The organism is Ruminococcus sp. (assembly GCF_016283395.1).
Genome location: NZ_JAEEMU010000032.1, coordinates 286,509 through 311,944, shown reverse-complemented (window position 1 = coordinate 311,944; position 25,436 = coordinate 286,509). Strand labels below are relative to the sequence as shown.

Here is a 25,436-nt window from a genome sequence, read left to right as displayed (position 1 = left end):
CTTTATATTATTATAATTCCTATCGGTATAATAAGTATAACATATATGGGGATATATTTCAAGTGTTTTCGCTATAATATTTGTTTATAAACAGCTATAAGAAAAGCTCCGCCCGAACCTAATGGAAGTTCAGACGGAGCTTTTAATGGCACATATTTTTCAAAGATCATTCAGAAAGCAGTTTCTTCAACATCGTTCTGCTTTACACATCCGCTCTGTACAAATGAGCACTGAGCGGAAAATGTGCTGTATGGAGTCCTTACTTGTTACCATTTGTACAGCCCCTTTCCTCTTTGGTATGATTATATTATAACATCGAAAATGCGGTTTGTCCAATCTCAAAAAGCCATTGCAAACGATAGGAAAGGATTATACCCCTGCTGAAAAAGTCCCGAAGCCAACTGTTTTTACACTGTCAGCTTCGGGGGTATGCTGTATTTATTTCAAGGAGTGGTCATAGTGAAGAATTCTTTCGGATTATTCAGTTTTATTGGAGCTTGTGACTGAACTCAAATCTGCGACCTGCTCATTACGAATGGCTGGAAATTTATTTAACAATTTCATATGTATTCTGAATTTTAACCGCATATCGGCAAATTCGAGAAACCTTCTTTTGAGTTCATTTTTGATCCATTACCTTCCTTCATAGTTGTCATGACACAAGTATGACACTTTTTTATTGCCAGCAGACAGCTTTTTTGATTGGTATCAGGGCATTTCTGAACTAACATTAATCTCTCCTGACCTAATCACGCGTGCAAACTTTTTTAGCCACATTATCGAGAATGCTATCATATCTTTTAGTTCATCAGACTTACAATTTTTCTGCTGTTACAGTCTTTGGCAAATCCTACAAATATCCACAAATTATATTGACTTACAGTAAATAATTTGTTATAATTTTTGCATCGCAGTATTTATTATAATACTTATAGCACTGCGAAACGTACAAAAAGGAGGTTTTTATGATGAAAAATGGACACAAAAAGCTTGAAAAACGTGTATTGTCAGCCGTTGCCGCTACTGCTATAGCAGGAAGTCAGATAATGACGGCTATACCGTTTAACGCAACGGCTTACAATGCATCACAGCAGATAAGCTCATCACAGAACAATATAAAAGTGGTGGAGTCAGAACCTGCTGAGATCACTTATGGTGACGTTAACCACGATGGAATAATTGATTCGAGGGATACAGCACTGACCATGCAATATCTTTGCAAAAAAAACACTGAAATTGATACTGTAGCAGCCGATGTTGATGCTGATGGCAAGATAACTATCCATGATGCTCAGCTTATTTTGCAGTATTATGCTGCAATGGCTACAGGATCTAAAGTTGATGCTTTCCCTTGGAAGGATGTAGAAGTTTTTGTTACTATTTCTGATGACAAAAAGCAGTTCGGCATTGTTCAGGAACCTATTATCGTAAATGATATCGATAAAAACGGAAAGCTTGATATTAACGACGCTCTAATAATAGCGCATCAAAAATACGGCGGCAGCGAACACACCTATCAGACAGCTGAAGGTCAGTTCGGATCGTATATAACAAAGCTCTGGGGAGTTGAAGATGACAGAGATTTCGGCTATTATTTAAACGATACGATTGCGCCGTCTCTTGAGGCTGAAATAAAAGACGGGGACCAGATAAATGCATTTGTTTACACCGATGCAAACACCTTCAATGATACATACAGCTTCTTTGGCATAAAAAGAAGTCAGAGTTTTACACAAGGTTCTGAGATAAAACTCAAGCTTTCATGTGTTACGTTCAATAAGTACATTTCTGAGGATACAAATCCTCTTGAAGGTGCTAAGATCACGGTAAACGGAAAAGAAACAGAATATGTTACAGATGCAAACGGTAATGTATCTGTAAAGCTTACTGAGAAAGGCAAGAATATTATCAGTGCGGTTTCCGACGAAATGAATATCGTTCCTCCTTCTTGCATTGTGAACGTTATCGACAAGGACGAAGTTATTGATGGGCGTTCTGCTTTGGGTGATCTGACTGAATTATATAATTATGATCCTTATTCTTCAACTGTAAAGCCTATACTATCACTCAGCAAACTTGAGATTCCTAAAAGTGAAGCCATAAGCAAACGTGTTCAGACGGTAACATTAAATGTTTCAGGCGCTGATCGTAAGTACTCAGAAGTTGGACTGCATATTGAGTGGGATCCACGTCTTACGCTTGTTGAAGATAAAAATTACGGTTTTCTGACACAAGGAGATGCTCTTAACCGTTTATCGGTAGTTTCCAATAAGATCAAAGAAAATAGCTTCTATGTAGCTGCAGTAGGTACTGGAAACTATGGCGGTGACGGAACGATGCTGTCATTTGATCTTGAAATTCCTTCTGATGCACAAGCAGGTGATGTATTTCCTATAAAGATAGTTTACCAGAATACCGATACTGATGCAGGAACCTTCAGAAATGCTGAAAACAACTATGAAGGAAAAAATATGGAATCATGGATATTTGCCAAGGGTACCGAACAAGGCTATATCAAGTTGCTTGCTGATGATTCAGTGACAACTACTACAAGTACAACAACAATTGCTACAGACATAATTACTTCGACAACATCAACCACAACTATTCCATATACCGAAAAGTATCAGGTGTTCAACGCAGGTATGACATGGGAAGATGCAAAGGCTTACTGCGAGAAGATAGGCGGTCATCTTGCTGTTATCACATCACCTGAGGAACAGGAACAAATAAACAAAGCTATCCAGGCAAAAGCTCCTTCAAAGAGTTATCTGTGGATCGGTGGACACTGCGATGAAGACCGCGTATTCAAATGGATCACAGGCGAACCGATGGATTATAAAAACTGGTCAGGCGGACAGCCCGATAATGACGGCGGCGAGGACTGCATGATGGCATTTACCTCAAATGGACGCTGGAACGATAATCCGAACAGAGGCTGGATGTCAAATATCAATAACATGGGCTTCATTTGTGAGTGGGAAGAACCGCATACAGAAACAGCTCCGGAGCCGACAAGTACCACAACTACAACAACGACCACTACTACAACTTCAACAACATCGACTACATCTACGACAACAGAGCCTGTACGTCTTAAGATTGACGGCGAGCTCAAAGTAACTCCGATGACTAAGGACGAAGTCAAGGCAGCAGGTATAGATCTTGAAGATGAAGATAACTTCAACAGCTTCCAGTATTCCATACAGGCTGATTTTGATGCAGCAGGCGTTGTCATCAATAAGTATGTAGTAGTTGATAAAGCTACAGGTACTCCTGTAAGCGCAAAGCGTACTATTAAAGTTGAAGATACAGTAATTCCTGTAAGCAATGACAAGCCTACGTTTATCCCTGATCTGAATGCATTCTTCGTACCTCTTGTCCATGTTGAAGAAGTAACAGTTGACGAAGAGATGTACATGATAATCTACGGCAAGAGCAAGTGGCTCAAGGAATTCTACGACGTTCAGCTAATTGTTGTAAACAACGATCAGAAGGCACTCACTGATTGCAGTGCAAAGCTCAACATCCCTGATGGACTTACACTGGTCAAGGGCGATGAGCTTCAGGATATGGGCAATCTTGAACCTTGCGAAATAAAAACAGCAGACTGGAAGATCCGCGGTGACAAGGAAGGCGATTATGATCTTACTGCACTGTTCAGCGGCAAAAACGAAGATAAGCAGTTTGATTACACATTCAAGTCACAGGATACGCTTCATGTTTATTCCAGCTCAGCACTTAAAATGTATATTGAGCTTCCGAAGTATTCTTATTTCAATAAAGATTATGTTATAAAGATAGGTCTGAAAAATGTTTCCGACAAGCCTATCTACGATCTTGAAAATCAGATCACAGGATTTGAACAGGGTTCAAATGCAACTCTTTATCGCACCAAAAAGGGCGAAACAGAAGCAATTGCTACAAAGCATCAGAATCTTGTGAACCGCAGCAATATTACAAGCATAGCTGTAGATGAATTACAGCCAGGCGAAACAGCGGTTATCGAGCTCCATGTTACAGATCTCTGGAAATCAATATATGAGCAGTATATTGATGCAGAAAGATTTGATGCAAATCAGAAGCGTCTGCTTGCTTATCTGTCACTTAATCCGAGAATGATGAATATTGCAAGATTCTACAGTCTCTACGAAGCTTGCTTCAGCGAACTACCAACAGAACATATCCTTAAAAATGTATCTGTAAGCTTTACAGGCTCAGGCAGCATACCATACGAAGTTTTATACACAGATAACGGTACAGCTCCGAATGGCGTTGTAAGGAGAATATGGACAAATGCAGCTTCAAACAGACTTGTTGATATATTCAATGGTCCTTCAAATAATACAGGAAGTGCATTTGAGACATTCAGACAGAATTATATATTCAATTATGACACAAGTGCTGCAAGAGAAGATGTTACTGACTTTGAAGCGTATATAAACGAAAGACTATCACAAGGTAGACTCTCAGGCGTAATAGATGTTGTAACAGATATGTTTATGGCAGTAGAGCCAAAAGAAAATGTCAGTGTAAAAGTCAAAGTATATGCAGCAGATCAGTTCCCAGCACCTCCGAAGTTCGGTACTGTTTCATCACTTAAAAAGGCATCTGATAATGCTTTTGAGCTTACAGATATGAATGGTACAACTCCTGATACTGACGGCTATATCAATATAACCGAGGGAACAGTTATAAGACTAACTGCAAAGGAAGCAGGCAAAACAGGCGTTATCAGTCTCCTTTATTCAGACGGAACAAAGGAAGAATACAAAGTTCGCAGCGTTGAGGCACATGAATGCAGTTCTACAGGCGGATATATACTGGTAAATGCTCCGAGCAACGGCAATAAGGGCCTTGCGGTAAAGGTATGCGATACCTGCGGCGAAATCATAGACAGTGTGACTATTGATGCAGCTGCAGTTGCTATGCTCAGCAACAAGAAGGCATATGCTGATATCAGAGTAGCTGTTGAAGACGCAGTAAAGGCAAGCGAAAAAACAGAGCTTTCACTCTTTGGCAATGTCAAAGTAACAGCAGACGTTACTATCCCTGAAAATATCGATATTCTTATTGCTCCTAATACAGTGATCAAGGTAAACGACGGCTGCAAGCTTATTGCAAAGGGCAATGTCAAGGACTTTAGCGGCTATGGCTATGATCTCAGCGGCAACGGTCCTATCGTAACTACAACAACTACATCCACTTCGTCAACAACAACCACTACAACGACTACCACCACAACAACTACTACATCAACAACAACGACCACAACTACAAATACCACTACTTCAACTTCTGATACAACTACATCTTCCACAGTACCAACAAATCCTGACGATAACGGAACATTACCTCAGACAGGTTATCCTGTTGCATATAAGGTAATTACAGGACTTGCTGCTCTTGCAACAGCAGCAGGTGCGATAATTGTTGTAAAAAATAAAAAGAAAGATGAAGAATGATAACTGAATGATCTCTTCGTAAAAAAGGGAGCACTACTTCACATGGTAGTGCTCTCATTTTTTATTCGGGAAATCCGTTTTTCATATTACGCGATTTGCAATATGATGCCCACATACTATGTGCTCCGCCGGCAGATTATCCATGCCATTTGAAAAACACAGTATGTGGGCAATATGTTTATTCTTATTAGTCTCTTCTGAACAGATCTCTTGTATAAACCTTTTCTTCAACATCATCGAGAACACTGTCATATCTGTTTGCAATGATGCAGCCACATTTCTTCTTGAATTTCTTCAGATCATTAACTACTGTTGAACCAAAGAATGTGCTGCCATTTTCAAGCGTTGGCTCATAGATGATAACATTTGCACCCTTAGCTTTGATACGCTTCATAACGCCCTGAATAGAACTCTGTCGGAAGTTGTCGGAATTTGATTTCATTGTCAAACGATATACGCCAACTATAACATTCTTTTCCTTGCTACTGTCATATTCATTATCGCTTCCGTAACTGTAATATTCTGCCATCTGTAATACACGATCTGCAATGAAGTCCTTTCTGGTTCTGTTGGACTCAACGATTGCAGACATCATGTTCTGCGGTACATTCTGATAGTTTGCAAGAAGCTGCTTTGTGTCCTTTGGCAGGCAGTAACCACCGTAACCAAACGATGGGTTGTTATAGTAGTCACCTACACGAGGATCAAGACAGATGCCTTTGATGATATTTTGTGTTTTAAGTCCCTTAACTTCTGCATATGTATCAAGCTCATTAAAATAGCTTACACGCAGTGCGAGATATGTATTAGCGAAAAGCTTTACTGCTTCAGCTTCAGTTGTAGCCATGAAGAGAACAGATATGTTTGTCTTGATAGCACCCTGCTGAAGAAGATTTGCGAACACTTCTGCTTCTGCCATATTCTTATCATCCGCACCAACTATGATACGAGAAGGATAGAGATTATCATAAAGAGCCTTTGATTCACGTAGGAACTCAGGACTGAAAATGATATTATCCATGCCAACCTTCTCACGAACCTGTGCTGTATAGCCTACAGGAATAGTTGACTTGATAACTACGGTCGGCTTTTTCTTCTTTTTGCCTGTAACCTTCTTGATCAGCTCCAGAACAGCCTCAACAGCAGAACAATCAAAATAGTTTGTCTTAGGATCATAGTTTGTAGGAGCAGCAACGATAATAAAGTCTGCGTCCTTATATGCACTTTCGCCGTCTGTTGTAGCCTTAAGAGAAAGCTTACGCTCTTCATGTTCAGCAAGGTACTGCTCAATGAAGTCGTCCTGTATAGGAGATATCCAGTTATTCAACTTCTCAACCTTCTCAGGAATGATATCAACAGCAGTAACATCATTATGCTGTGAAAGAAGAACTGCAAGAGAAAGTCCTACATATCCTGTTCCTGCAACTGCGAGCTTCTTGCGCTCCACAGGCTTTACCTCAACAGTATCATCTTCAAAGAGGTCTCTGTAATCGAAATCAAGTACCTCTGAAAGACACAGCAGCTGATCAACTGATGGACTGAAATTCTCCTGCTCCAGTCTGGTAAACATTGTACGGCTAATACCTGTTTTTTCAGAAAGTGCAGTCTGTGAAAGACCTAATGCCTTTCTTTTACTGTTAACTGTCTCCGCCAAGAGTTTAAGAGATAAATGCTTCATATTAAACCTCCCGATATTCAATGTCACTAATTGTGACATTGGCATTTTGAAATATAATAAGTATATTATATATTAGGAAATTCTAAATGTCAAGAGATTTGTTGTAAATAACTGCAGTTTGTTGAATATGGCAATACTTCGGCGCTCTTTAATGTCATTTAAAATGACATTTTGTTATCTCACTCTATCAGCTTTAGACAATGGTCCTATCATTATATAATCGTCACTAAATGAATAGAATGGAGTTAAACTTCGTATATTCTATTGCTTGTAAAACTCTCCCTCTTGTGCTATAATAAGAATATAAAAACGCATTATCCGAAGATGAATAAACCTGACTTTTTTACACACATTTATTTTTTAGGGGAACAGAAATATGATTCTTTTTATAAACGCCTGTGTACGAGCCAGTCATTCCAGGACACTAAGACTGGCCAATGTATTACTCCAAAACATAAACAAACCGTTCACTGAACTTGTTCTGTCAGATATTTCTTTTCAGCCTGTAGATTATTCATATATACAGACACGTGATATGCTCCTGTCAGAAGGCGACTATACTAACCCGATGTTTGATTTTGCCAGACAGTTCGCAGCAGCAGATATTATTGTGATAGCTGCACCGTACTGGGATCTGTCTTTCCCTGCAATGTTGAAGCAGTATTTTGAACAGATAAACGTATCAGGTATCACTTTCAAATATACAGAAAAAGGCTATCCTGTTGGACTATGCAAAGCAAAAAAGCTTTATTATGTAACCACAGCCGGAGGTATGTTCTTCCCTGAAGAATATGGATTTGGATACATTCGTGCGCTGGCAGAAAACTTCTACGGTATCAAAGATTGTATTATGTTCAAGGTTTTAGGATTGGATATTGACGGCGCTGACGAAGAACAGATACTGCAGGAATGTGAGAAGGATATCCGTGAAAGTGTTTGAATTAGTTTTTAACTTGAACCGTTTGTTCTCGCAAGCTGAACTGTTACAGTTTTAATCACTAAAGCATATCCCAAACACAAAATTCCCAGAATGAATTCACATTTCATCCTGGGAATTTTTCATTTTGTACCCTGTTGGTAAGCGTTCTCAAAAGAATTGTCATCTAAACACCTTAACCTGATGTACTGACTTATCGTCCTACATCCGGCTTCAGCTGCCTTCTCTTTGAACTTCTTTTCTTCTTCCTCATTCACTCGAAGACGAATTACAGAGGTTCGTACTTCGCTCGGGTTTTCTTTTTTGGTTCTTGCCATCTTCATCGTCCTCCATTCTATATATTTACGGTTTTTCCCTAATTCAGTTACTCGTTTGTCATCTTATAAAAAGGAACAAGCACCTAAATCAAAGAAAAACATTCATGGATATATGTTTTTTGTCGACAGTGCAGAGAATCCTGAGTATGATATTCTCAAAACTCTCTGCGGCACTGCCATTTAAACACATATTTCGTGTTTTAAATCTTTAATTACTATAGAATATTTCATTATATAACCAAATCAGAATATAAGTCTTCCCTATACACTCCAGCATTGCATAATTGCCTTAAACTTTCCATCACACTCGGTTTATCCTCTTTATATGTAACGCCAAACCACTGTGATGTAGTTGGAAGCACACTGTACTCCACACCTTCTCTCAGCATTTTATCAGCTATAATTGGAAGAAGGTATTCGTCCTTCATAGGATCTTTAAGGTCCTCAAGAAAATGCGGGAACCCCTCTTTAAGTACATCTGTAAACAACTGTGGATAACACCAGAAGTTCATGGAAACAAGCGAATTCAAATCTAATTTCTTTCCGTCAGCTTCTGCTCCATTTACAGTTTTTACAATATTCTTTGTTTCGTTAATAGCTACAAGCTTACCATCAGAAACAGTACATACGCCTCTTGTAACTCCACCATTATCAGAAAGTGTGTTTTTCAATACATATCCTACTAAAGCGTATTGATTATTTTCAAGATACTCTGATGCTTTTTTAAAACCTTCTATTCCATAATAGTCATCTGCATTAATAACAGCAAATGGTGCATCTATAGCTTCAGCAGCACACAGTACAGCATGACCTGTTCCCCAAGGTTTAGAACGCGATGAAATAGTATCAGCTAATTCTTCAGAAATATCCGGTAAATTTGATGTTTCTTGAAAAGCATATGCTATTTCCACTCCAAGAGGTTTGACAATCTTTTCAATTCTCTCACCAATTCTCTCACGGAATTCTGTCTCAATATCATGTCTTATTATAAAAACAATCTTATTGAAGCCCGCTGAAATTGCATCATGAATTGAATAATCAATTATAAGATGCTCGTTGTTATCAACTGCTTCAAGCTGTTTTACTCCTCCGCCATATCGAGAGCCTATTCCCGCTGCGAGGATTACTAAAATTTTTTTCATAATATAATCTCCTTACATGTGCTTATAATCTCATTTCTTTATAAAGTTTCAATATTTGTTTAGTTAGTATTTTACATTAGTACTGACATTAAAACGTACATCTACGCTAAAACATTAATATTATATAATACTGTGCAGATAAAAAAACGTTCATTTTCCCAATATACGATGTTTTAAATATGTGAGTTTTGTTCTATTCCCTGATATAGAGCTCAATGGGGTGAATTCTCCGCTTTGCTTATCACACCACGCTTCATATTTCCAATTCATATTTAACCACTTCGGTGCTTTTAAGAATTGATTCAAACATTCACTTAGTCCTTCAAAGGTTGATTTGAATTCAAAATCACCGATCACGCTTTCAATTTTAGAATTGTCAAATGCTCGGTCAAATAAGCGATCATATTTTATCTGCCATGGATTCCAAACCTTTTGAAGGCCTTCCGAATTCTCTGGGTATATCACTTTTATCTTTTTTCCTGTGATCTTTTCAATTTCAGAAATATAGAACTCGCATATTTCTCGCCATGTATGCGTCTCACCCGTTGTAATGTGAAATGTTTTTCCATATGCCTTTTGATTTCCTATCAACAATGATATTACTTTAGCAACATCCGGTCCATAAGTCAACGATGTCAAACTGTCTGCGATATCTGAAGGGAATACAACAGTCTGTCCTTCAAGTGCTCTTTTCAGCCAGTTTTCTTTTTCGTATACGCCAAGCTGTATACGATAAGAATTGTAAGTAATATACGGTCTAATAATAGTCCAATTTTTAGAATTACCAGAACGAAGAATATTTTCTTCTTTCCCCTTTGCCAAACCATATTCATCTGTTGCCAAGTACTCTTCATCTTTGCAGACATCAACAAGTCTCGGTGAATCCTCAGTAATCAGCCCCTTGTTATCAGCGTAACATCTTGCAGAACTAAAGAAGAAATACTGATCAGTGTGTTCAAGAACGAGGGAAAGTCTCTTCTTGAACTCATCAGTAGCATAAACAAGGAAATCAATAATAGCATCATAGTGCTTGTTAAGCAGAGATTCAAAAAAACTGTAATCCTTTGCATTTCCTTTTATGTAATTGACATTGCCTTTGCTTTCTTTCTCAGATCTTGATGTAACATATACGGTCACATCCTTGCGTTCGGATAAAATATTTACAAGTGGAACGCCCATTGCACCGGTTCCACCCAATAACAATAATTCCATTATTTCTCCCTTATATATAGAACAACTGATTTTTTCGTGCTATTGACAGCTTCTTTCAATACTTCATTGTTTTCGTTTCCACGTTTAACGATCTGTGTTTCAAAACCAAGAGAACAAGCATAGTCCTCAATTACCTTATTGAATCTGTCCATCACAACAATAAAAAGCAGTCTGTCATTAGTATTTATGTTACCAAGAGTATTAATATCATGAATGAATTCTTTTTCTGATACAAGACCGATATATCGTTTCCTAATCTTTGCAAGTGATGCTCCGAGTACGTTGGCAAGAGCGCCCTCTCTGCAATTTGTCATTCCGCTGTTGATCGTCTTACATTTATACTCTGCTTCGATTCTCTCAATATCTGATCCTGTCAGCAGATATGCCTCTTCATCAAGGATCTTACTAAGAGTTTGCTGTAAATCAGCACACTCTGTTTTACATAATTCAAAGCTGTTTTTCTGTAATTCAATATGAATCGGGAATTCATTATTCAGAATTTCAGTGAGATCATCTGTTTCTGATACAACATAATGACTGCAGGTAACATCGCCTAATTCTGTTGAATAATCAAGTTCGGTACCGATTGTAATCAGAACAATCGGCAGTTTACGGTAATATGCTTCAGTCATTCCAGAGAAAACACTTCTTGAGGCATTTGAAGAATTAACTATACAAACGACTAATTTCCCGTTTTGTGCAGCAATACCTGTTGCCATGTAAATAGTAGATCGGGAGTCGATAGAAGAAAAGCATTCAAAAGCCTGAGCTTTAAGGCTTTGTATTAAACTCATATCTTCAATTTCTGTCGGATATACAACATACTTTGCCTGATACTGTTTCAAAGATTGAATTAAGTCCATAAGTTTCTCCTACTCATACTATCTTCTTAATGATTCTTTTAATCTTAAGTGCACCTCGTACTACAACACTTTTCTTCAGTTTCTTTTTCAAGGATGTATCGATCAGGATACTATTCATCAATTTAAGAGCATTGCTCTCATCAACATCATTAACGAATACCTCAAGAACAACTGATTTAGAGCTATTAAGCCAGTTATCACGCTTTTTCAGATATTCCTCCTTGCTTACTGCCGACAGATAAGAGATACCAATATTCTTGCAGATATTCTTCATCAGCTCTTTGTTACGGAATCCATTATGTCCTTTTGCAGCAATAAAAGCGTCTGCTTCATCACCAAACTGCGCAGCACGATGACTATAATTCTTAAATTCGGTGCCAACACCGTTATTAATAAGCATTATATGGATATTATCTGGCAGCTTTCCTAATAAAACATTAAGATCATAGAAAAATGACAAATCTCCGATAATGATAAAATGCTGTATATCAGTATGGGCAAGCGCAGAACCGATAAATGAAGACAGACAGCCATCTATACCATATCCACCAGGATTTGAATAGCATGATACACTTGCTGGCGTTTCAAAATAGTTCCAAACACGTAATGAATTAAGTATAGCAATGTGAAGAATAGAGTTTTCAGGGATCAATGATGCTGTTTCTTTTGCGATCCACATATTTGAAAACGGAAGCTTCGGAATATTATCCATTACAGATTTTTTAGTCTGATGACAGATATCAAGTATAGTATTCCTTTTATTTGTACCGGCATAATGTCTGAAAAAGTCTAACTCTTCCATTTCAAAAACACACGTCAGATTTCTGTTTGGATCGCGTATTACTCCATCAGGATTAACGCGCCAGGATTGTTTGCCTTTGTAAGTTATGTATGCGCCATGAACCGAACCGATATATATAATCAAGTCATAATTCTTCGTACCACAGTCTAATTCCTGACTATTGACCAGATTAGCAAGAAAACGATATTTACCTCTATAATTGCTAATCTGATCACAGATAACAATTGCATTATTATTAGCGCAGAATGTATCTATCGCAGCTGTTTCATCTTCTGTAAACACAGAATGAGCTCCAACAAATACACCTATTTTTCCAATCGGCAACGAGGGAAAACTGTTATTTATTACCCTGCGTATCACACGATACTCAGGTAAAACCTTAACACTGAAATCATTTGAATACGTTGTCTGTAAATTGATATGTATAGGTCCAGGTACACCATGTGTCAATTCAAGAAGTGCTTCATTGGTATTGGTGATACACCATTCCTTATCCTCAGCACAGTAAACTGTTGGCATAGCAAAGGATTTTTTTATCATATCAGGAAATTGTATGCTTCTGTCAATCATCTGAGCGACATAGTTACCGACACGTCCAAAATGCTGAGAAGCCGTCACGGCAAGAACAGGTAAATGTCTGTAATATGCCTCTGTTAAACCGGGAATGTAATTTCTTGATGCAGTTGCACCAGTGCAAGTAATAATTACCGGTTCGCCTGTCTCTTCAGCCAGTCCACACGCCATAAATGCTGCGGCACGTTCATCAACCGCCGAATATACCTCAAAATATGGATCGGATTGAATAGAGGCAACAAATGATATATTTGTTGTTCCAGGTGAGGCTATTATCCTTTTTATATTATGCGCTTTGAGAAGAGATACCAATACTAATGTATTAATTTCATTTGTATAATAATGTTCCATATAACCACTAACCAAACCTTAAAAAATACTGTAATTCATTTAAACTATGTCAATATTTGAATGTGTCCCTTATTTCATCCCTATATTTCTAAGTAATCCTGCATACTTTCCTTTTGTCATTCCATTTAAAAGTAGCAATGTATCCTTATATTCTTCTGTTTTATGATATATTACAAAAAACAAAACATTAGGAATAATCAAACAAATACTCAATCGTAAAAATAAAGTTGTCCATTTTCCTAGATTAATAAAGTTACACATTAAAACAGTAATTACGCAAGTAAGTGCAGAAATACCAGTATAAAAAATAATCTTCTTTAAGTATGCTAATAACTGTTTTTTTTCAAATATAGTTGTAAATAAATTATGGAAGAGCCATGGCATACCTACTAATATCATCGAAATAACGGTCGAAAGAAGCACGCCATATATTCCCCATATTTTTACCGTTATAAGATTAAATCCAAGATTTGCGCATGCCGTTACTAGCGGTCTAAATCTATCCTCATGCCAAATACCACCAGCATCCTTGTAAACATTAAGTAACTGATTAATCTCATAAATAAAATAATACACAACAAAACAAATCACAGCTACATAATCCAACATCAAATCCTTGCCTACCCAAATTTCCATGAATGGCTGAAAAAGACTTAGAAAACAGCACGAGCATATCCCCGCAATCCAAGATATAATAAATGTAAATTTATTAAAATCCTTGAAATTCTTTTCTTTTGTTTCAACAACTAAACTATTCCCTATTCCTGCTGTGCAGGAAGAAAAAATTATAGTTACAAAACCTATTACAGAAGTAAGAATATAATAATAGTTCTGATAAATCGCAAGTATCGTAAGGCCTAAAAATGCTGAAATTACAATAGTATCGGCAGAATTAACCACAACTGCACCTATTTTAGACGTAAACAAATCTCTAATTCGCTTGTTTATAGTCTTAACATCATTTTCCGAAACTTTTCCCTCAGCTTTAAACTGCGGATATATTTTATTGGCAACACATGCAGTTGCAATATTTGTAAGTGCCTGTGTAATCAAAGCCACTATAACATAAATATAATAATCATGTAAAACCCACAAAACTAGTATTTGTAAACCATATTGAAGCGTATTTGTTATTAGCGCAACTTTGCTCACAACATCATTTCTTTGATGTGCTTGAAGAATGCTATTCTTATACGCAAAAAGCCAATATGATAAAACAGTAGCACAAAGATTAAGAAGATATAATACATATATATTTATACCTAATGGAACCTCTCCTTTTATTAAATGCGGAACAAAAGGAGTTAATACAATCCCTAATACTGCTATAACACCACCTATTATCCTATAATATGTTTTATATAATTGCATTAAAGCACAGATTGTTGTATTATCATCATCTGCTATAGGCTTATACATACTAAAAACCATCGCGCTACCAACACCTAATTCAGCAAGATTAAGAACAGACAATACTGAAGTAAACAAACTATTCAATCCTAAATATTGTATGCCCATAAAATAAATCATCGCTGTTCTCATAAGAAACGGAACAATTATTTGATATATTTTTAGAATAACACCAAACAATATGTTTCTTGCGGCATTTTTTGTACGTTCTATTTTCATTTAGTATAGTTCTCCTAAAATATAAGATATGCATCGGAAAGAATCATAAAACTTCTTTCAAAGCTTTATAAAATCGTTATGATAAAACGCTCAAACAGTATTTCTTGTTGCATTTTTGATAGTTTCATCTTCAATTATCTATTTCCTAAAAAACTACTTTATACGATTTTTACGGTCAAATCGTTGAAATATTTTATTAATTTCTCAAAACTGATTCTAAAAAACTAATTGCTTTTCTTCTTTCCATTTCAAGTTGTTTATAACCTTCGGAATAATCATGTTCCCACACATTATTTTGAATCCCACTATAATAATACTTTCTTTCAAGGTTAAATTTAGACAATAGTGTCTCCAAACGAGAATTCATGCTCTTTTCATTCCAGTTCCTATCAAAGACAAGAAAAGGTTTATTAAATAAAAAAGAAAACACACATGCATGAAATGAATCTGTTAAAACAATATCTGCATGATCAAATAGCCAGATGAAATTTTCGGGGGTAGCTGTTCCGACTATATCATCATTTAGATCTAGTAATTCATATACTTTTCTATTTTCCTTTACTCTTTCTAATACAGCACTCGCATCATCACATTTTGGCGACAAAAAATAAGTTAGAACATATCCTTCTTTTGCATTAACAGGTTTATTAGAAATTATTCTCCATTCCTCCTTAGTTAATAGCATTGTTGGATCGACCAAAACTTTTACTTCCCTTTTTATTAAACAATTAAGTATTCTTTTACCAGCTTCCTCGCGAACCGAAATATAATTAAACTTAGATAATTCCTTAGAAAATCTTTCCGTCCATTTTTTATTTAATACATCTGTGCCAAAAGAAGATGAAAAACTATTTTTTTTCTTATTATCTTGAATAAATTTAAGCAAGAACATTTCCTCTTTTTTATTATTAAACCAATTAGTATTCCAAACCTGGTCCGAACCAACAAAAAAAATGTCTTCCTTCATTTCCAAACCGTTTGTTTTTTTTATATACTTAATATTAAGTTTAGTCTTATTAAAAATATGAAATCTCATATTTTTTTTGTATCCATATTTCCAAAACGTTTTTTGTTTAGTAAATCTATATCTAGTAACAATATGAATTATATGCGCAATTCTAGTTTTAAAACTAATTATAGGCTTTTCCATTGTATATGATGTAACTTCGTTATTCATTCTTTTTAAAACTGCGTAAGTAGCATAATGTTGTAATTTATTTCCATAATTAGGAATTGGATCAACAATAGTAATTAACCCTACTTTCAATTAGTTAACCTCTTTTCATTCTATTTTTTAAATATATTTCTGGCAATAAAAAAATATATATATATATTTTTAAATTTGCTAAAATTGATCCTATTTTACACATTGATATACTCTTGATATTTTTTAACACTACTTTTCTTAATTCTATACTTTCTTTAAAATTACATTTATCTAAATAAATAGATAGAACTTTTTTAATTCTAATCATAATATAATTATTAATAACGCCTGAATCAATCTTATTTAAAACAGTTGTTATTTTTTTTATCTTTTTAAGCGACTTATATTCACTCTTCCACAGATCTAAAACATTCCTTTTACAATTTGTAAGTCCTGATTCTGAATACGAATAAAAATATAACTGGGTATTTATTATTTTTACATTATTACAATGTAAATAATAATCAATGTTAAAACATAAATCTTCACCCAAATTCAATGATTCATCAAATTTTAAATCATTTTCAATAATGATTCGAGACCTATATACTTTATTCCAAGGTGTATTCATCACGTAAGAATTATATTTGTTAAAAAACACATCAAAAAAATCATCAATTAAATAAGTTTTGCATAATGAAGAATCAATTACATTTCCGTCAAGGTATTCCGAATAGCACGAAAATACTAAACAATCGTTCTCGCATAAACATCTTAATGATTCAGATATAATATCAGAAGATACACTGTCATCGGCATCAACAAAAAAAATAAAATCACCATTTGCTTTTTTTATGCCATAATTTCTTGCTGAAGATACCCCTCCATTATCTTTTCTAAAATATTTAAACTTTTTGTTTTTTATGCATTGTTTTTGGCATAGTTCTGATGATTTATCTGTAGAACCATCATCGACAATAATAATCTCAAGTTTTTCATAAGAAATCCGAGCTAAACTATTCAAACATTTCACAATCGTTTCTTGTTTATTATATACCGGTACAATTATTGAAACTAATTTATCCATCACCAATCCTCCTCATAATAACTCGTAAAATCTTACTAATACTTACTAAATCTCAGCTTTTCATAATATAATATATAATTATGTCCAATGAAATCATCCATGATTTTAATTCGTAAATTTCCTTTTCTTGAATATCCATAATCTTGCATCAACACGTCCCATTACTAGGTTATGCAACATATAAATATTTACTACCAAAGGCTAGTACTCTGTAAACCATAAATATAGAATTTTGATAAACCATGTTGCTACGTGATAATTTGATTAATACCTACAGAACTGAATCCCTGTTTAGGTTTTACTAAGCACTATATTCATGTTAATATCTAGATATAATGAAATTAATTTCTCAAAGTTTTATTTCTAAATACAACAAATAATTTATATAAATATAACATAACACTGCTACGTATAAATATTCTTCTTTTTATTTTTTCAACCGCACTCAAATTCAAATATTTAAGAGACTTTTCATAAGTTTCTGTATATCTTTTAATAATCGGCCTCAAGTATCTCCTATCTTTATTATTATTTACATACACAACAATACTAAACAAAGTCCCAAAAGCTTGTTCTTCTGCTTTTGGAATCAAATATAACCTTCCAGTTTTTTTAGCAAAATCAATTCTATTTAAAGCTGCAATGGCTCCATCAGCATGTCTAACATTTACTCGATTTCCCATAATACTTTGTTCTCTTTGTGTATAAAAATAAAGCTTATCATCTATTATCGAGATTAGATTTGCTTTTTCATATAATAAAAATGACACAAAATTATCTTCATGTAATTTCCCAACTGGATATCTAATATCCGAAAAAATCTCTCTTTTATATAGCTTATTCCATGCAACTCCTAAAATCCAACTCACATCACTAACATCGTACATGTGGAATATTTCTTCATTTGAAAAAGTTCCTCTTTTTCCCAGCTTTTTTTGAACTTGTAGCATTTCCCCGTTCTCGTTCACATATAGATATGGACAAATACTAATATCAGCATTATTTTTAATAAGTGCAATATATAACTTTTGAATCATTGTTAAATCAACATAATCATCACTATCAACAAACAGCAAATATTCCCCATTTGATTTTTTTATTCCATAATTTCTCGCATCAGATAATCCGCCATTGTTTTTGTGATATACAAATACTCTATTATCTAAATTGACATATTCATCACATATTGAAGGGCAGCCATCATCACTACCATCGTCAACTAATATAATCTCAATATTTCTATAAGTTTGATTAATTATGCTATCTATGCATCTACGCAAATATTTCTCCACGCGAAAAATTGGAATAATAACCGAAATTAATGCCTCTTTCATAATATATTATACAATCAAATATAATTGATTATATTCCTTTCTAATAATTTCTAAAATTAACTTCTGATTTCGTCAATCCTTTCAGTTCACTTATGTAGACTCCTAATTTTTAATAAAATATTCATCAAAGCAGTTTTTATATACTCATACATAAGCAGTGAAGGTGTATTCAAACCATTATATTGAATTTTTCGGTTAATTTCTCTTAACCATTTAAATTGATTAAATGAGAAGCTATATGTATCAACTACCACCAATGGCTCATTTCTTTTGACATCATCAATTAATTTTAACCATTGTTGAACTACTTTTTCAATTGAAAAATGCTTTCTAACAAAATGATAACCATTTGTTCCAATTGTATTATTAAAATTATGATTTGTAAGTAATCTTGTAATTGCAGAGATTAATTCTCTTTCATTATTAACTAGTATACCTGTTTTTCCATTGACAACAGTATCTAACAAGCCATAGCCTTTTTTTGATACAACAGGAATTCCCAAAGCTTCAAATTCTGTTGCCACAATGCAAAATGTTTCGCTTTTACCAGAAGGATTAGCAACCCCCACGGACGTTTTCAACATTACCTCTTGTTTTTCATTTCCTCCAATACTACCTAAAAAATGTACACTAGATAAAATGTTGCCATTTTTATCTAATAAATATTTCATAAACCTTTTTTCATACTTTTTATCAGCTAAACCATACTGGCCTAATTCGACATTTTTCCCCATATTCCCTGTACCCAATACATTTAATTGAGCATTTGGAACCAATTTACATATCTTTTTCCATGATTTAGCCAATATATGAAATCCTTTCTGATTGTTCAAAGCACCAATATATGTTACAGTCTTATTATCATTTTTAATTCTCTTACCCTTAAAAGTTTTAAAATCTAGTGCATTATATATATATGTTGATTTAAAAAATATTTCATGATCTCTTAATCTTTCATACTGTTGCCTTCCAACACATACAAATCTTTTAATTTGTCTATTCTTTGCGACAGAATTTGCAAGTTTATAATTCTCAAAATTATGAGACCAAAGAATCAGCTTTACTTTATCATTATTAAATGATTGATATAAATCAGCATTTTCGTTACACGCTCTTAAAACAAGTACTTCAACACCTAATTCCACTGCTTTAATAAATGCTTGTTTCTCATCTTTACATAAACAACTATGTAAATAAGAAGGCATTTTATCTATACACGGTGCAAAAAGGTAGATATCATGATATTTGGCTAATTTACACGCAATAATCCAAATCATATACTGAGTTCCTCTAATGCCTGGATTGCCTAATTCTGGCCTCGAAAAATCCACTTTATTATATAATTTGTTTTCTAAAAAAAAACCTATTTTCATATATTTTCTCCTAATGTTATTATGCCTTGAAGAATTTTCAATAATCATTCGTTATCGCCAAATATTTTATCAAATCATTTCAATTAAGTTCTCTTTTTCGTTATTATCTGTGGAACAAACTTTTTCGCACTTAATAGCTTTGGATAAAGCTGATAAGATCGATATAAAAAGCCAAAATTTACCATCAATTAAATAACTACCTGAAACAAAAAATTTTAAAAAGCAAGTTACAATGAATAATATTGCTATTTCTCTAATACTTAGATTTTTAGTTACAATTACTTTCATAATCATAGCGAACAGAACAATCAAAAATATAATGCCTATTATCCAGCCCCATGACATCAAAACTTCATATATAATATTATGTGGATATGCAAATCCCATACAATATCTACGATCTCCAAAAAAGCCACTAACTTCTAATCCCATACAATTTATCCTATTCCTACAGTTTTCATAAAGAATGTTTCTCGTTTCCGCTTCAAACAGTTTACCTTGAATCAAACGCTGAACAATATATGAATTATTTAGTATAGAAATATGTGCAATACTATTCATAAAAGAATCATAAAACAGAAAAATAATTCCTGCCATAACGCCAACTAAAAATAATGTCAACATATTCTTTCTCGAAGAAATTCTTTTAGTAAATAATTCATACAAAATAATATATATTATTATAAACAAAAAAGCTGCTCTAGCTCCAAAAATCAAAATAGTAATTAATCCAGTAAAGAAAAAAAGCCAGCTTTTTAATGATGAAATCGACCTTGCTTTACGATATATTACAGCAATAAAAGGTAAAAGAGCATAAGAAAAACCCATATAAACCAAATAACTTGAATAATCCAGAAATAACAAGATAAAAACAGCGAGGGAAATTGCTATTTCACCAAACTTTTCAAATATTCTATAAAAGTCACGCCAATCATTAATGTTTTTAATATATAATATTGAAATAGGGAAAAAAAACACATAAATAATAAGCATATCTTGCTTAAACAAAAATTGCCTTGAACCAGAAAAAAGAAAATACGACAATATAAACGGAATAATCGACACAAAACACAACAAGACATCATTAATTCTTATATGTTTAAACCCTTTGATTAATATTATCAATAATGAAACTATGTATATAAATGTCGTAATTAAAGAAGGATTGCCAAGCTTAAATTGATTAACTATTACATTAAAAAAATCAACAATAATAGGTAATAAGAATACGTAAGCCAAAACCTCCAATTCAAAAATCGTTTTTTTACATTTATTATCAACCTTATTCTCCATTTCTATTCATCTCATCCACGTCTTAATTAATTGAACAATTCCTTTTTTTTCCGCACTGATTTTTATATGCATTGTAATGTAAGCTAATAGATACATTTTATTTTTTGCTAAAAATAATATTGCTTTTTGATATTTTCCTGTTTTTGAATTATTAATAAAATCACAAATTCTACTTTTCTTAATATAATTATATATCCTTTTTCTCCGCTTCTTAAATGATAAATTAGCTTTAGGTGAAAACGTTAATTCACACGCTTTAATAACACCACAAATATATTCACAATCAATCCACTCTCTTGTCTCATAATCATTTTTATTCCATTTTAAAATAGTATGTTTACGATCGTTCCTTAATCCAATTACAGCTTTTATATAATCTACTGGATATTTATCCCATTCTTTTTTTAAATCATTAGTATAATGTATATAGAGAATGTCTTCAATAAAATGTATTGACTCAACATAACACATATATCGTGCAATGAAAGCTTCATCTTGGTGACGACGTAATGAAGGAAATTCAATACTATACTTTTTAATTATTTCCAAATCAAACATCTTATTCCAAGGAGCACCTTGTATTGGATATTTAACTTCATATCCAATATAATTAGAATAGTGTTGTCGAGTTGTTTCTCCATCTAAAGTCATATATGGATACTTTTTTTGAGATACAACCTTTCCAGACTCGGTCTGACTTTGAAATCCAAAAACTAATAAATCGCAGTCACTATTTTTCATTTCATGAAACATGATAGAAATCGCATTATCAATTAACAAATCATCGGCATCTGGAAAAAAAATATATTTTCCAGATGCTTTCTTTATACCATAATTTCTAGCTGGACCAGAACCCTCATTAGTTTTATGATATACAAATACATTTTTATATTTAACAGCAAGTTCATCGCAAATTTGAGGTGTGTTATCATTTGATCCATCATCTACAATTATTACCTCAATATCAATATCATTATTATTTTCTAATATTGACCTTACACATTTTGTAATAGTATCTCCCATGTTATAAACTGGTATTACTATGCTTATTGAATACTGCAAATTAATCACCTTTCTTCTAAAATGTGCTTACTGTTATTTTCATATGCACTTCGAAGATCATTCCGATATAAAGTATGCTCTCCATTTTCTTTTATAAATTTACTCCAAGTTGAAATCTCATGTGCAGGATTACCTCCTATAATGATACCTGACTTAAAAACACTTTTTGTAACTACACTTCCAGCTGCAACAATTACATTATCCACTAATGTTACACCATACAATAATGTACTTCTTTGACCTATAAAGCAATTATTTCCTATTTTTATTTTACCATATATATTAGGACATTTATTATCAACTTTTGAAATACTATTATCATGAGTAATAAGAATTACATCACCTGAAATCGTTACATTATTTCCTATTTCTACTAAAAATGGTTCTGTTGTCATAATGTTGCAACATATATTGCACCCTTTTCCTACAGTCATTCCATATTTTCTAAAAAAATCACTTATAACTTCTTTATTATTTTTCAATATCTTAGATTTAAACTTTGAAAAATAATATCTTATTTCATACATATAATTACCTCATAATAACCGTTTTTATTTTCATAAGAGTTTTTTTCATACAATAATAAAGTGCCCTTGGTGAACTAAAAACAGCTAAACAATAATGAATTCCTTTTTTATAATCTCCATTTTTCAAAAAAACATAGCCTATTTCATATTTATGTAACGCATATGCACATTCAACATCTTTTTTGTCCATTTTTTTTAGTATTGATCTAATAGAATAAAAGAATCTCTTTTTGTGTTGAATTAGTTTATAACCATCTGGTCGATTTTGTGCATCACTTACATCACAACAATGCAAAAATTCATCAACTTCTTTTAATTTATAATGATAGGTAAACTCAATAATTAACTGCAAATCTTGATGTCGATACAATTTCTCGTCAAAGTAACCTGTTTTATCCAACGCTTCATGACGTAAACATAACGTACCAGTTGCTACATCAGACAATAAAAATAAAACATCTCTATAAATATTTCCATCATTATACTTCTCTGTTTTTCCGATCACTTTTTTGTTACTATCAAAAAAGCGATATTTACATGATACACCACCCCAATCATTAGGTAGTTTACTAAGGCTCTCTACTTGTCTTTCTAGTTTTTCTTTTTCCCACCAATCATCATCGTCTAAGAAAGCTACATATTCTCCTTTTGCTTGTTTAATCCCAACATTTCTTGCCACCGCCCCGTTAATATGTTTTTTTTGTATAATCAATCTAAATCTTGAATCGTTCTCAAATTGTTTCACTCGTTTTTTTAAATCTTGAGTAAATTCATCATCCGGCTCATTATCATTAACCAACAATAATTCTAAATTGGTATATGTTTGATCTAAAACACTTTTTATAGCACGAATTAACTTTTCAGATCTTTTATATGTTGGCATTATGATGCTAACTAATCCGTCGACATATTTCACCATCTTAATTCCTCGCAAACTTTCTAAAGACCAAGCCACGAATCTTATTTGGTAGCAGCCTTTGTATTATCACTCGTTTTCCAACATTACAAATAAAAGTCATAAATCCAATCATTTCCTTATCGAGCATCAGTTTCTGTAAACCATACTCGCTTTGGAAGTACTTCTTACCTCCACGTCGCTGATACATATCTTCACCAACACGAACATTAACTAACACTGTACCTGTATTAGCAAATACGGCATTATTTAACTGCATTCTAATCCAAAGATAGTAATCTTCGTTCCAAAACCAGTCCAAGTATCCACCTGCAGCTTGAACTGCTGATTTCTTATACATTACTGATACGTGATTGAATGCGCATCGAGTTTTCATATATTCCTTTATTGCCGAGTCCTTCTTTGGTACTGTTCTTTTGCCTACAATATTATCTTCATCACCGATAAATTCGGTAATATCTCCTCCAACAATATCGACATTTGAATGAACGTTGAAAAACTTCAACAGCTGCTCAAATCTGTCAGGAACTGATACATCATCACTATCCATCCTTGCAATCAATTCATAAGATGCATTTTCTACAGCCAATCTTAAAGCGTTACCAAGCCCCTTGTTATTTTTTAAGCGCAAAACCTTGAAGATCGGATAAGCTTTTCTATATTTATCTATTACAGCATTCAAATCATCATTTAAAGGTCCATCACACACCAAAACTATCTCTGATGGTTTTACTGTTTGCTGCTCTGTAATACTCTGAAGAGCTCTGTCAAAAAATATAGCTTTATCTTTTTGATATACTGATATTGCCACTGAAAAAGGTGAAAACTTCATATTGATTTTTTAACTCCTATAAATTAATTCAACACATAATCTTTAGCTTCTTTCTGCTTCTGATCGTATTCAGTCTTATCAATTCTTCCTTCACTAAGCAGATAATCACCATAATCAGCAGCAGTCGCCATTTTATCCATTGTTATTCCTTCTTTCTTGAAGACCTTCTCTACTGTATGAAAGATAATCTTCGCATCTTCCATAAAAGTGATGCCATTTTCTAAATATTCAATATCATACTTGAGTTTATTATCCCAAGACAAACCGTTTCTTCCATTACATTGAGCCAATCCTGTAAGTCCTTGTCTAACAGAATGTCTCTTTCGCTGTTCAAGACTCATAAACACCATATCTCTAACGAGCTGAGGACGAGGTCCTACAACAGCCATGTCTCCCTTTATTATATTGAAAAGCTCAGGCAGTTCATCGAGACTTGAAGACCTGAGACGCTTACCATAAGATTTTAATCTCTGCTCATCTGGAAGAAGATTTCCGTCAGCATCCTTCTCATTCGTCATAGATCTAAACTTTATGAGTTTAAATACTCGCTCCTTACCAGTTCTCGGATCTATTCTTCCAGGACGATCCTGTGTGAAGAAAGGATTGCCTTTCATATTAACAGCTCCTGCAATAATTAAATAGAACAATATTGGACTCAGTGCAATTGTAGCACCGCAGGACAGGAAGCAATCAAGCGGACGCTTAATGAAACGCTCATAGATACCAGTCGGCTTTCTGAAGAACTTTGCTCCTTTATACTTGATCTCATCTATACGCTCAGCAATGAAAGCAAACACAGAAGCAAGAGTTGCTAAAGCTATGATAACTTCAATGATTTTTAACAGTATCTTTATCACTTTCACTCGTCCAACTCCCTGAAAACATTATTTGTTAAT

General features: G+C 33.8%; 19 protein-coding genes. 2 read left to right on the top strand and 17 right to left on the bottom strand.

All coding sequences use genetic code 11. The features are described from left to right. Positions 1–965 precede the first annotated feature (965 nt). Entirely contained in the window at positions 966–5,465 is a 4,500-nt protein-coding gene (locus QZZ41_RS01925; RefSeq protein WP_295067340.1) for a lectin-like protein, read from the top strand. 187 nt (positions 5,466–5,652) lie between these two features. Here the strand turns inward: QZZ41_RS01925 and QZZ41_RS01920 are convergent, their stop codons facing one another. Continuing rightward, a complete protein-coding gene (locus QZZ41_RS01920) occupies positions 5,653–7,143 on the bottom strand; it encodes a nucleotide sugar dehydrogenase (protein WP_295067336.1) in 1,491 nt (496 codons plus the stop codon). 376 nt (positions 7,144–7,519) lie between these two features. On the opposite strand from QZZ41_RS01920, the gene QZZ41_RS01915 reads away from it, so the two are divergent. Further along, the gene (locus tag QZZ41_RS01915) at positions 7,520–8,083 is read left to right on the top strand and encodes an NAD(P)H-dependent oxidoreductase (protein WP_295067333.1); all 564 of its coding nucleotides are present in this window, start codon (positions 7,520–7,522) and stop codon (positions 8,081–8,083) included. A gap of 119 nt (positions 8,084–8,202) precedes the next feature. Here QZZ41_RS01915 and QZZ41_RS01910 read toward each other — a convergent pair whose 3' ends face one another. From QZZ41_RS01910 to QZZ41_RS01835, 16 genes are all read right to left on the bottom strand, one after another. Beyond that, positions 8,203–8,397, bottom strand: coding sequence for a hypothetical protein (locus QZZ41_RS01910; RefSeq protein ID WP_295067330.1), 195 nt, complete (start codon positions 8,395–8,397; stop codon positions 8,203–8,205). 230 nt (positions 8,398–8,627) lie between these two features. Continuing rightward, positions 8,628–9,539 carry a sugar phosphate nucleotidyltransferase gene (locus QZZ41_RS01905; protein WP_295067327.1) on the bottom strand — a complete coding sequence of 304 codons (912 nt, stop codon included), beginning with the start codon at positions 9,537–9,539 and terminating at the stop codon, positions 8,628–8,630. A gap of 150 nt (positions 9,540–9,689) precedes the next feature. Continuing rightward, positions 9,690–10,751 (bottom strand): epimerase, encoded by a 1,062-nt coding sequence (locus tag QZZ41_RS01900; protein WP_295067324.1) that lies wholly within the window; start codon positions 10,749–10,751, stop codon positions 9,690–9,692. Next, on the bottom strand, positions 10,751–11,614 hold the full coding sequence (locus tag QZZ41_RS01895; RefSeq protein WP_295067321.1) for a thiamine pyrophosphate-binding protein: 864 nt from the start codon (positions 11,612–11,614) through the stop codon (positions 10,751–10,753). Before QZZ41_RS01895 ends, QZZ41_RS01900 begins: the two co-directional genes overlap by 1 nt. A gap of 13 nt (positions 11,615–11,627) precedes the next feature. Next, positions 11,628–13,340, bottom strand: coding sequence for a thiamine pyrophosphate-binding protein (locus QZZ41_RS01890; RefSeq protein ID WP_295067318.1), 1,713 nt, complete (start codon positions 13,338–13,340; stop codon positions 11,628–11,630). Positions 13,341–13,409: 69 nt separating this feature from the next. After that, positions 13,410–14,969 (bottom strand): polysaccharide biosynthesis protein, encoded by a 1,560-nt coding sequence (locus QZZ41_RS01885; protein WP_295067315.1) that lies wholly within the window; start codon positions 14,967–14,969, stop codon positions 13,410–13,412. A gap of 196 nt (positions 14,970–15,165) precedes the next feature. Next, positions 15,166–16,236, bottom strand: a complete 1,071-nt coding sequence (locus QZZ41_RS01880) for a polysaccharide pyruvyl transferase family protein (RefSeq protein WP_295067312.1) — start codon at positions 16,234–16,236, stop codon at positions 15,166–15,168. A gap of 4 nt (positions 16,237–16,240) precedes the next feature. Further along, on the bottom strand, positions 16,241–17,203 hold the full coding sequence (locus tag QZZ41_RS01875) for a glycosyltransferase family 2 protein (protein ID WP_295067308.1): 963 nt from the start codon (positions 17,201–17,203) through the stop codon (positions 16,241–16,243). A gap of 341 nt (positions 17,204–17,544) precedes the next feature. After that, on the bottom strand, positions 17,545–18,537 hold the full coding sequence (locus tag QZZ41_RS01870) for a glycosyltransferase family 2 protein (RefSeq protein WP_295067305.1): 993 nt from the start codon (positions 18,535–18,537) through the stop codon (positions 17,545–17,547). Positions 18,538–18,623: 86 nt separating this feature from the next. Beyond that, a complete protein-coding gene (locus QZZ41_RS01865) occupies positions 18,624–19,910 on the bottom strand; it encodes a glycosyltransferase family 4 protein (protein WP_295067302.1) in 1,287 nt (428 codons plus the stop codon). A gap of 69 nt (positions 19,911–19,979) precedes the next feature. After that, positions 19,980–21,203: a hypothetical protein gene (locus QZZ41_RS01860; protein ID WP_295067299.1), complete on the bottom strand. Its 1,224-nt coding sequence runs from the start codon at positions 21,201–21,203 to the stop codon at positions 19,980–19,982. 6 nt (positions 21,204–21,209) lie between these two features. Then, positions 21,210–22,265, bottom strand: coding sequence for a glycosyltransferase family 2 protein (locus tag QZZ41_RS01855; RefSeq protein ID WP_295067296.1), 1,056 nt, complete (start codon positions 22,263–22,265; stop codon positions 21,210–21,212). A 5-nt stretch (positions 22,266–22,270) separates the two neighbouring features. Next, complete coding sequence (locus QZZ41_RS01850) at positions 22,271–22,792, bottom strand: DapH/DapD/GlmU-related protein (protein ID WP_295067293.1); 522 nt, start codon at positions 22,790–22,792, stop codon at positions 22,271–22,273. A gap of 4 nt (positions 22,793–22,796) precedes the next feature. Beyond that, positions 22,797–23,711: a glycosyltransferase family 2 protein gene (locus tag QZZ41_RS01845; protein WP_295067290.1), complete on the bottom strand. Its 915-nt coding sequence runs from the start codon at positions 23,709–23,711 to the stop codon at positions 22,797–22,799. A 1-nt stretch (position 23,712) separates the two neighbouring features. Further along, positions 23,713–24,540 (bottom strand): glycosyltransferase, encoded by an 828-nt coding sequence (locus tag QZZ41_RS01840; protein ID WP_295067287.1) that lies wholly within the window; start codon positions 24,538–24,540, stop codon positions 23,713–23,715. A gap of 23 nt (positions 24,541–24,563) precedes the next feature. Further along, entirely contained in the window at positions 24,564–25,403 is an 840-nt protein-coding gene (locus QZZ41_RS01835; RefSeq protein ID WP_295067285.1) for a sugar transferase, read from the bottom strand. Positions 25,404–25,436: the final 33 nt, after the last annotated feature.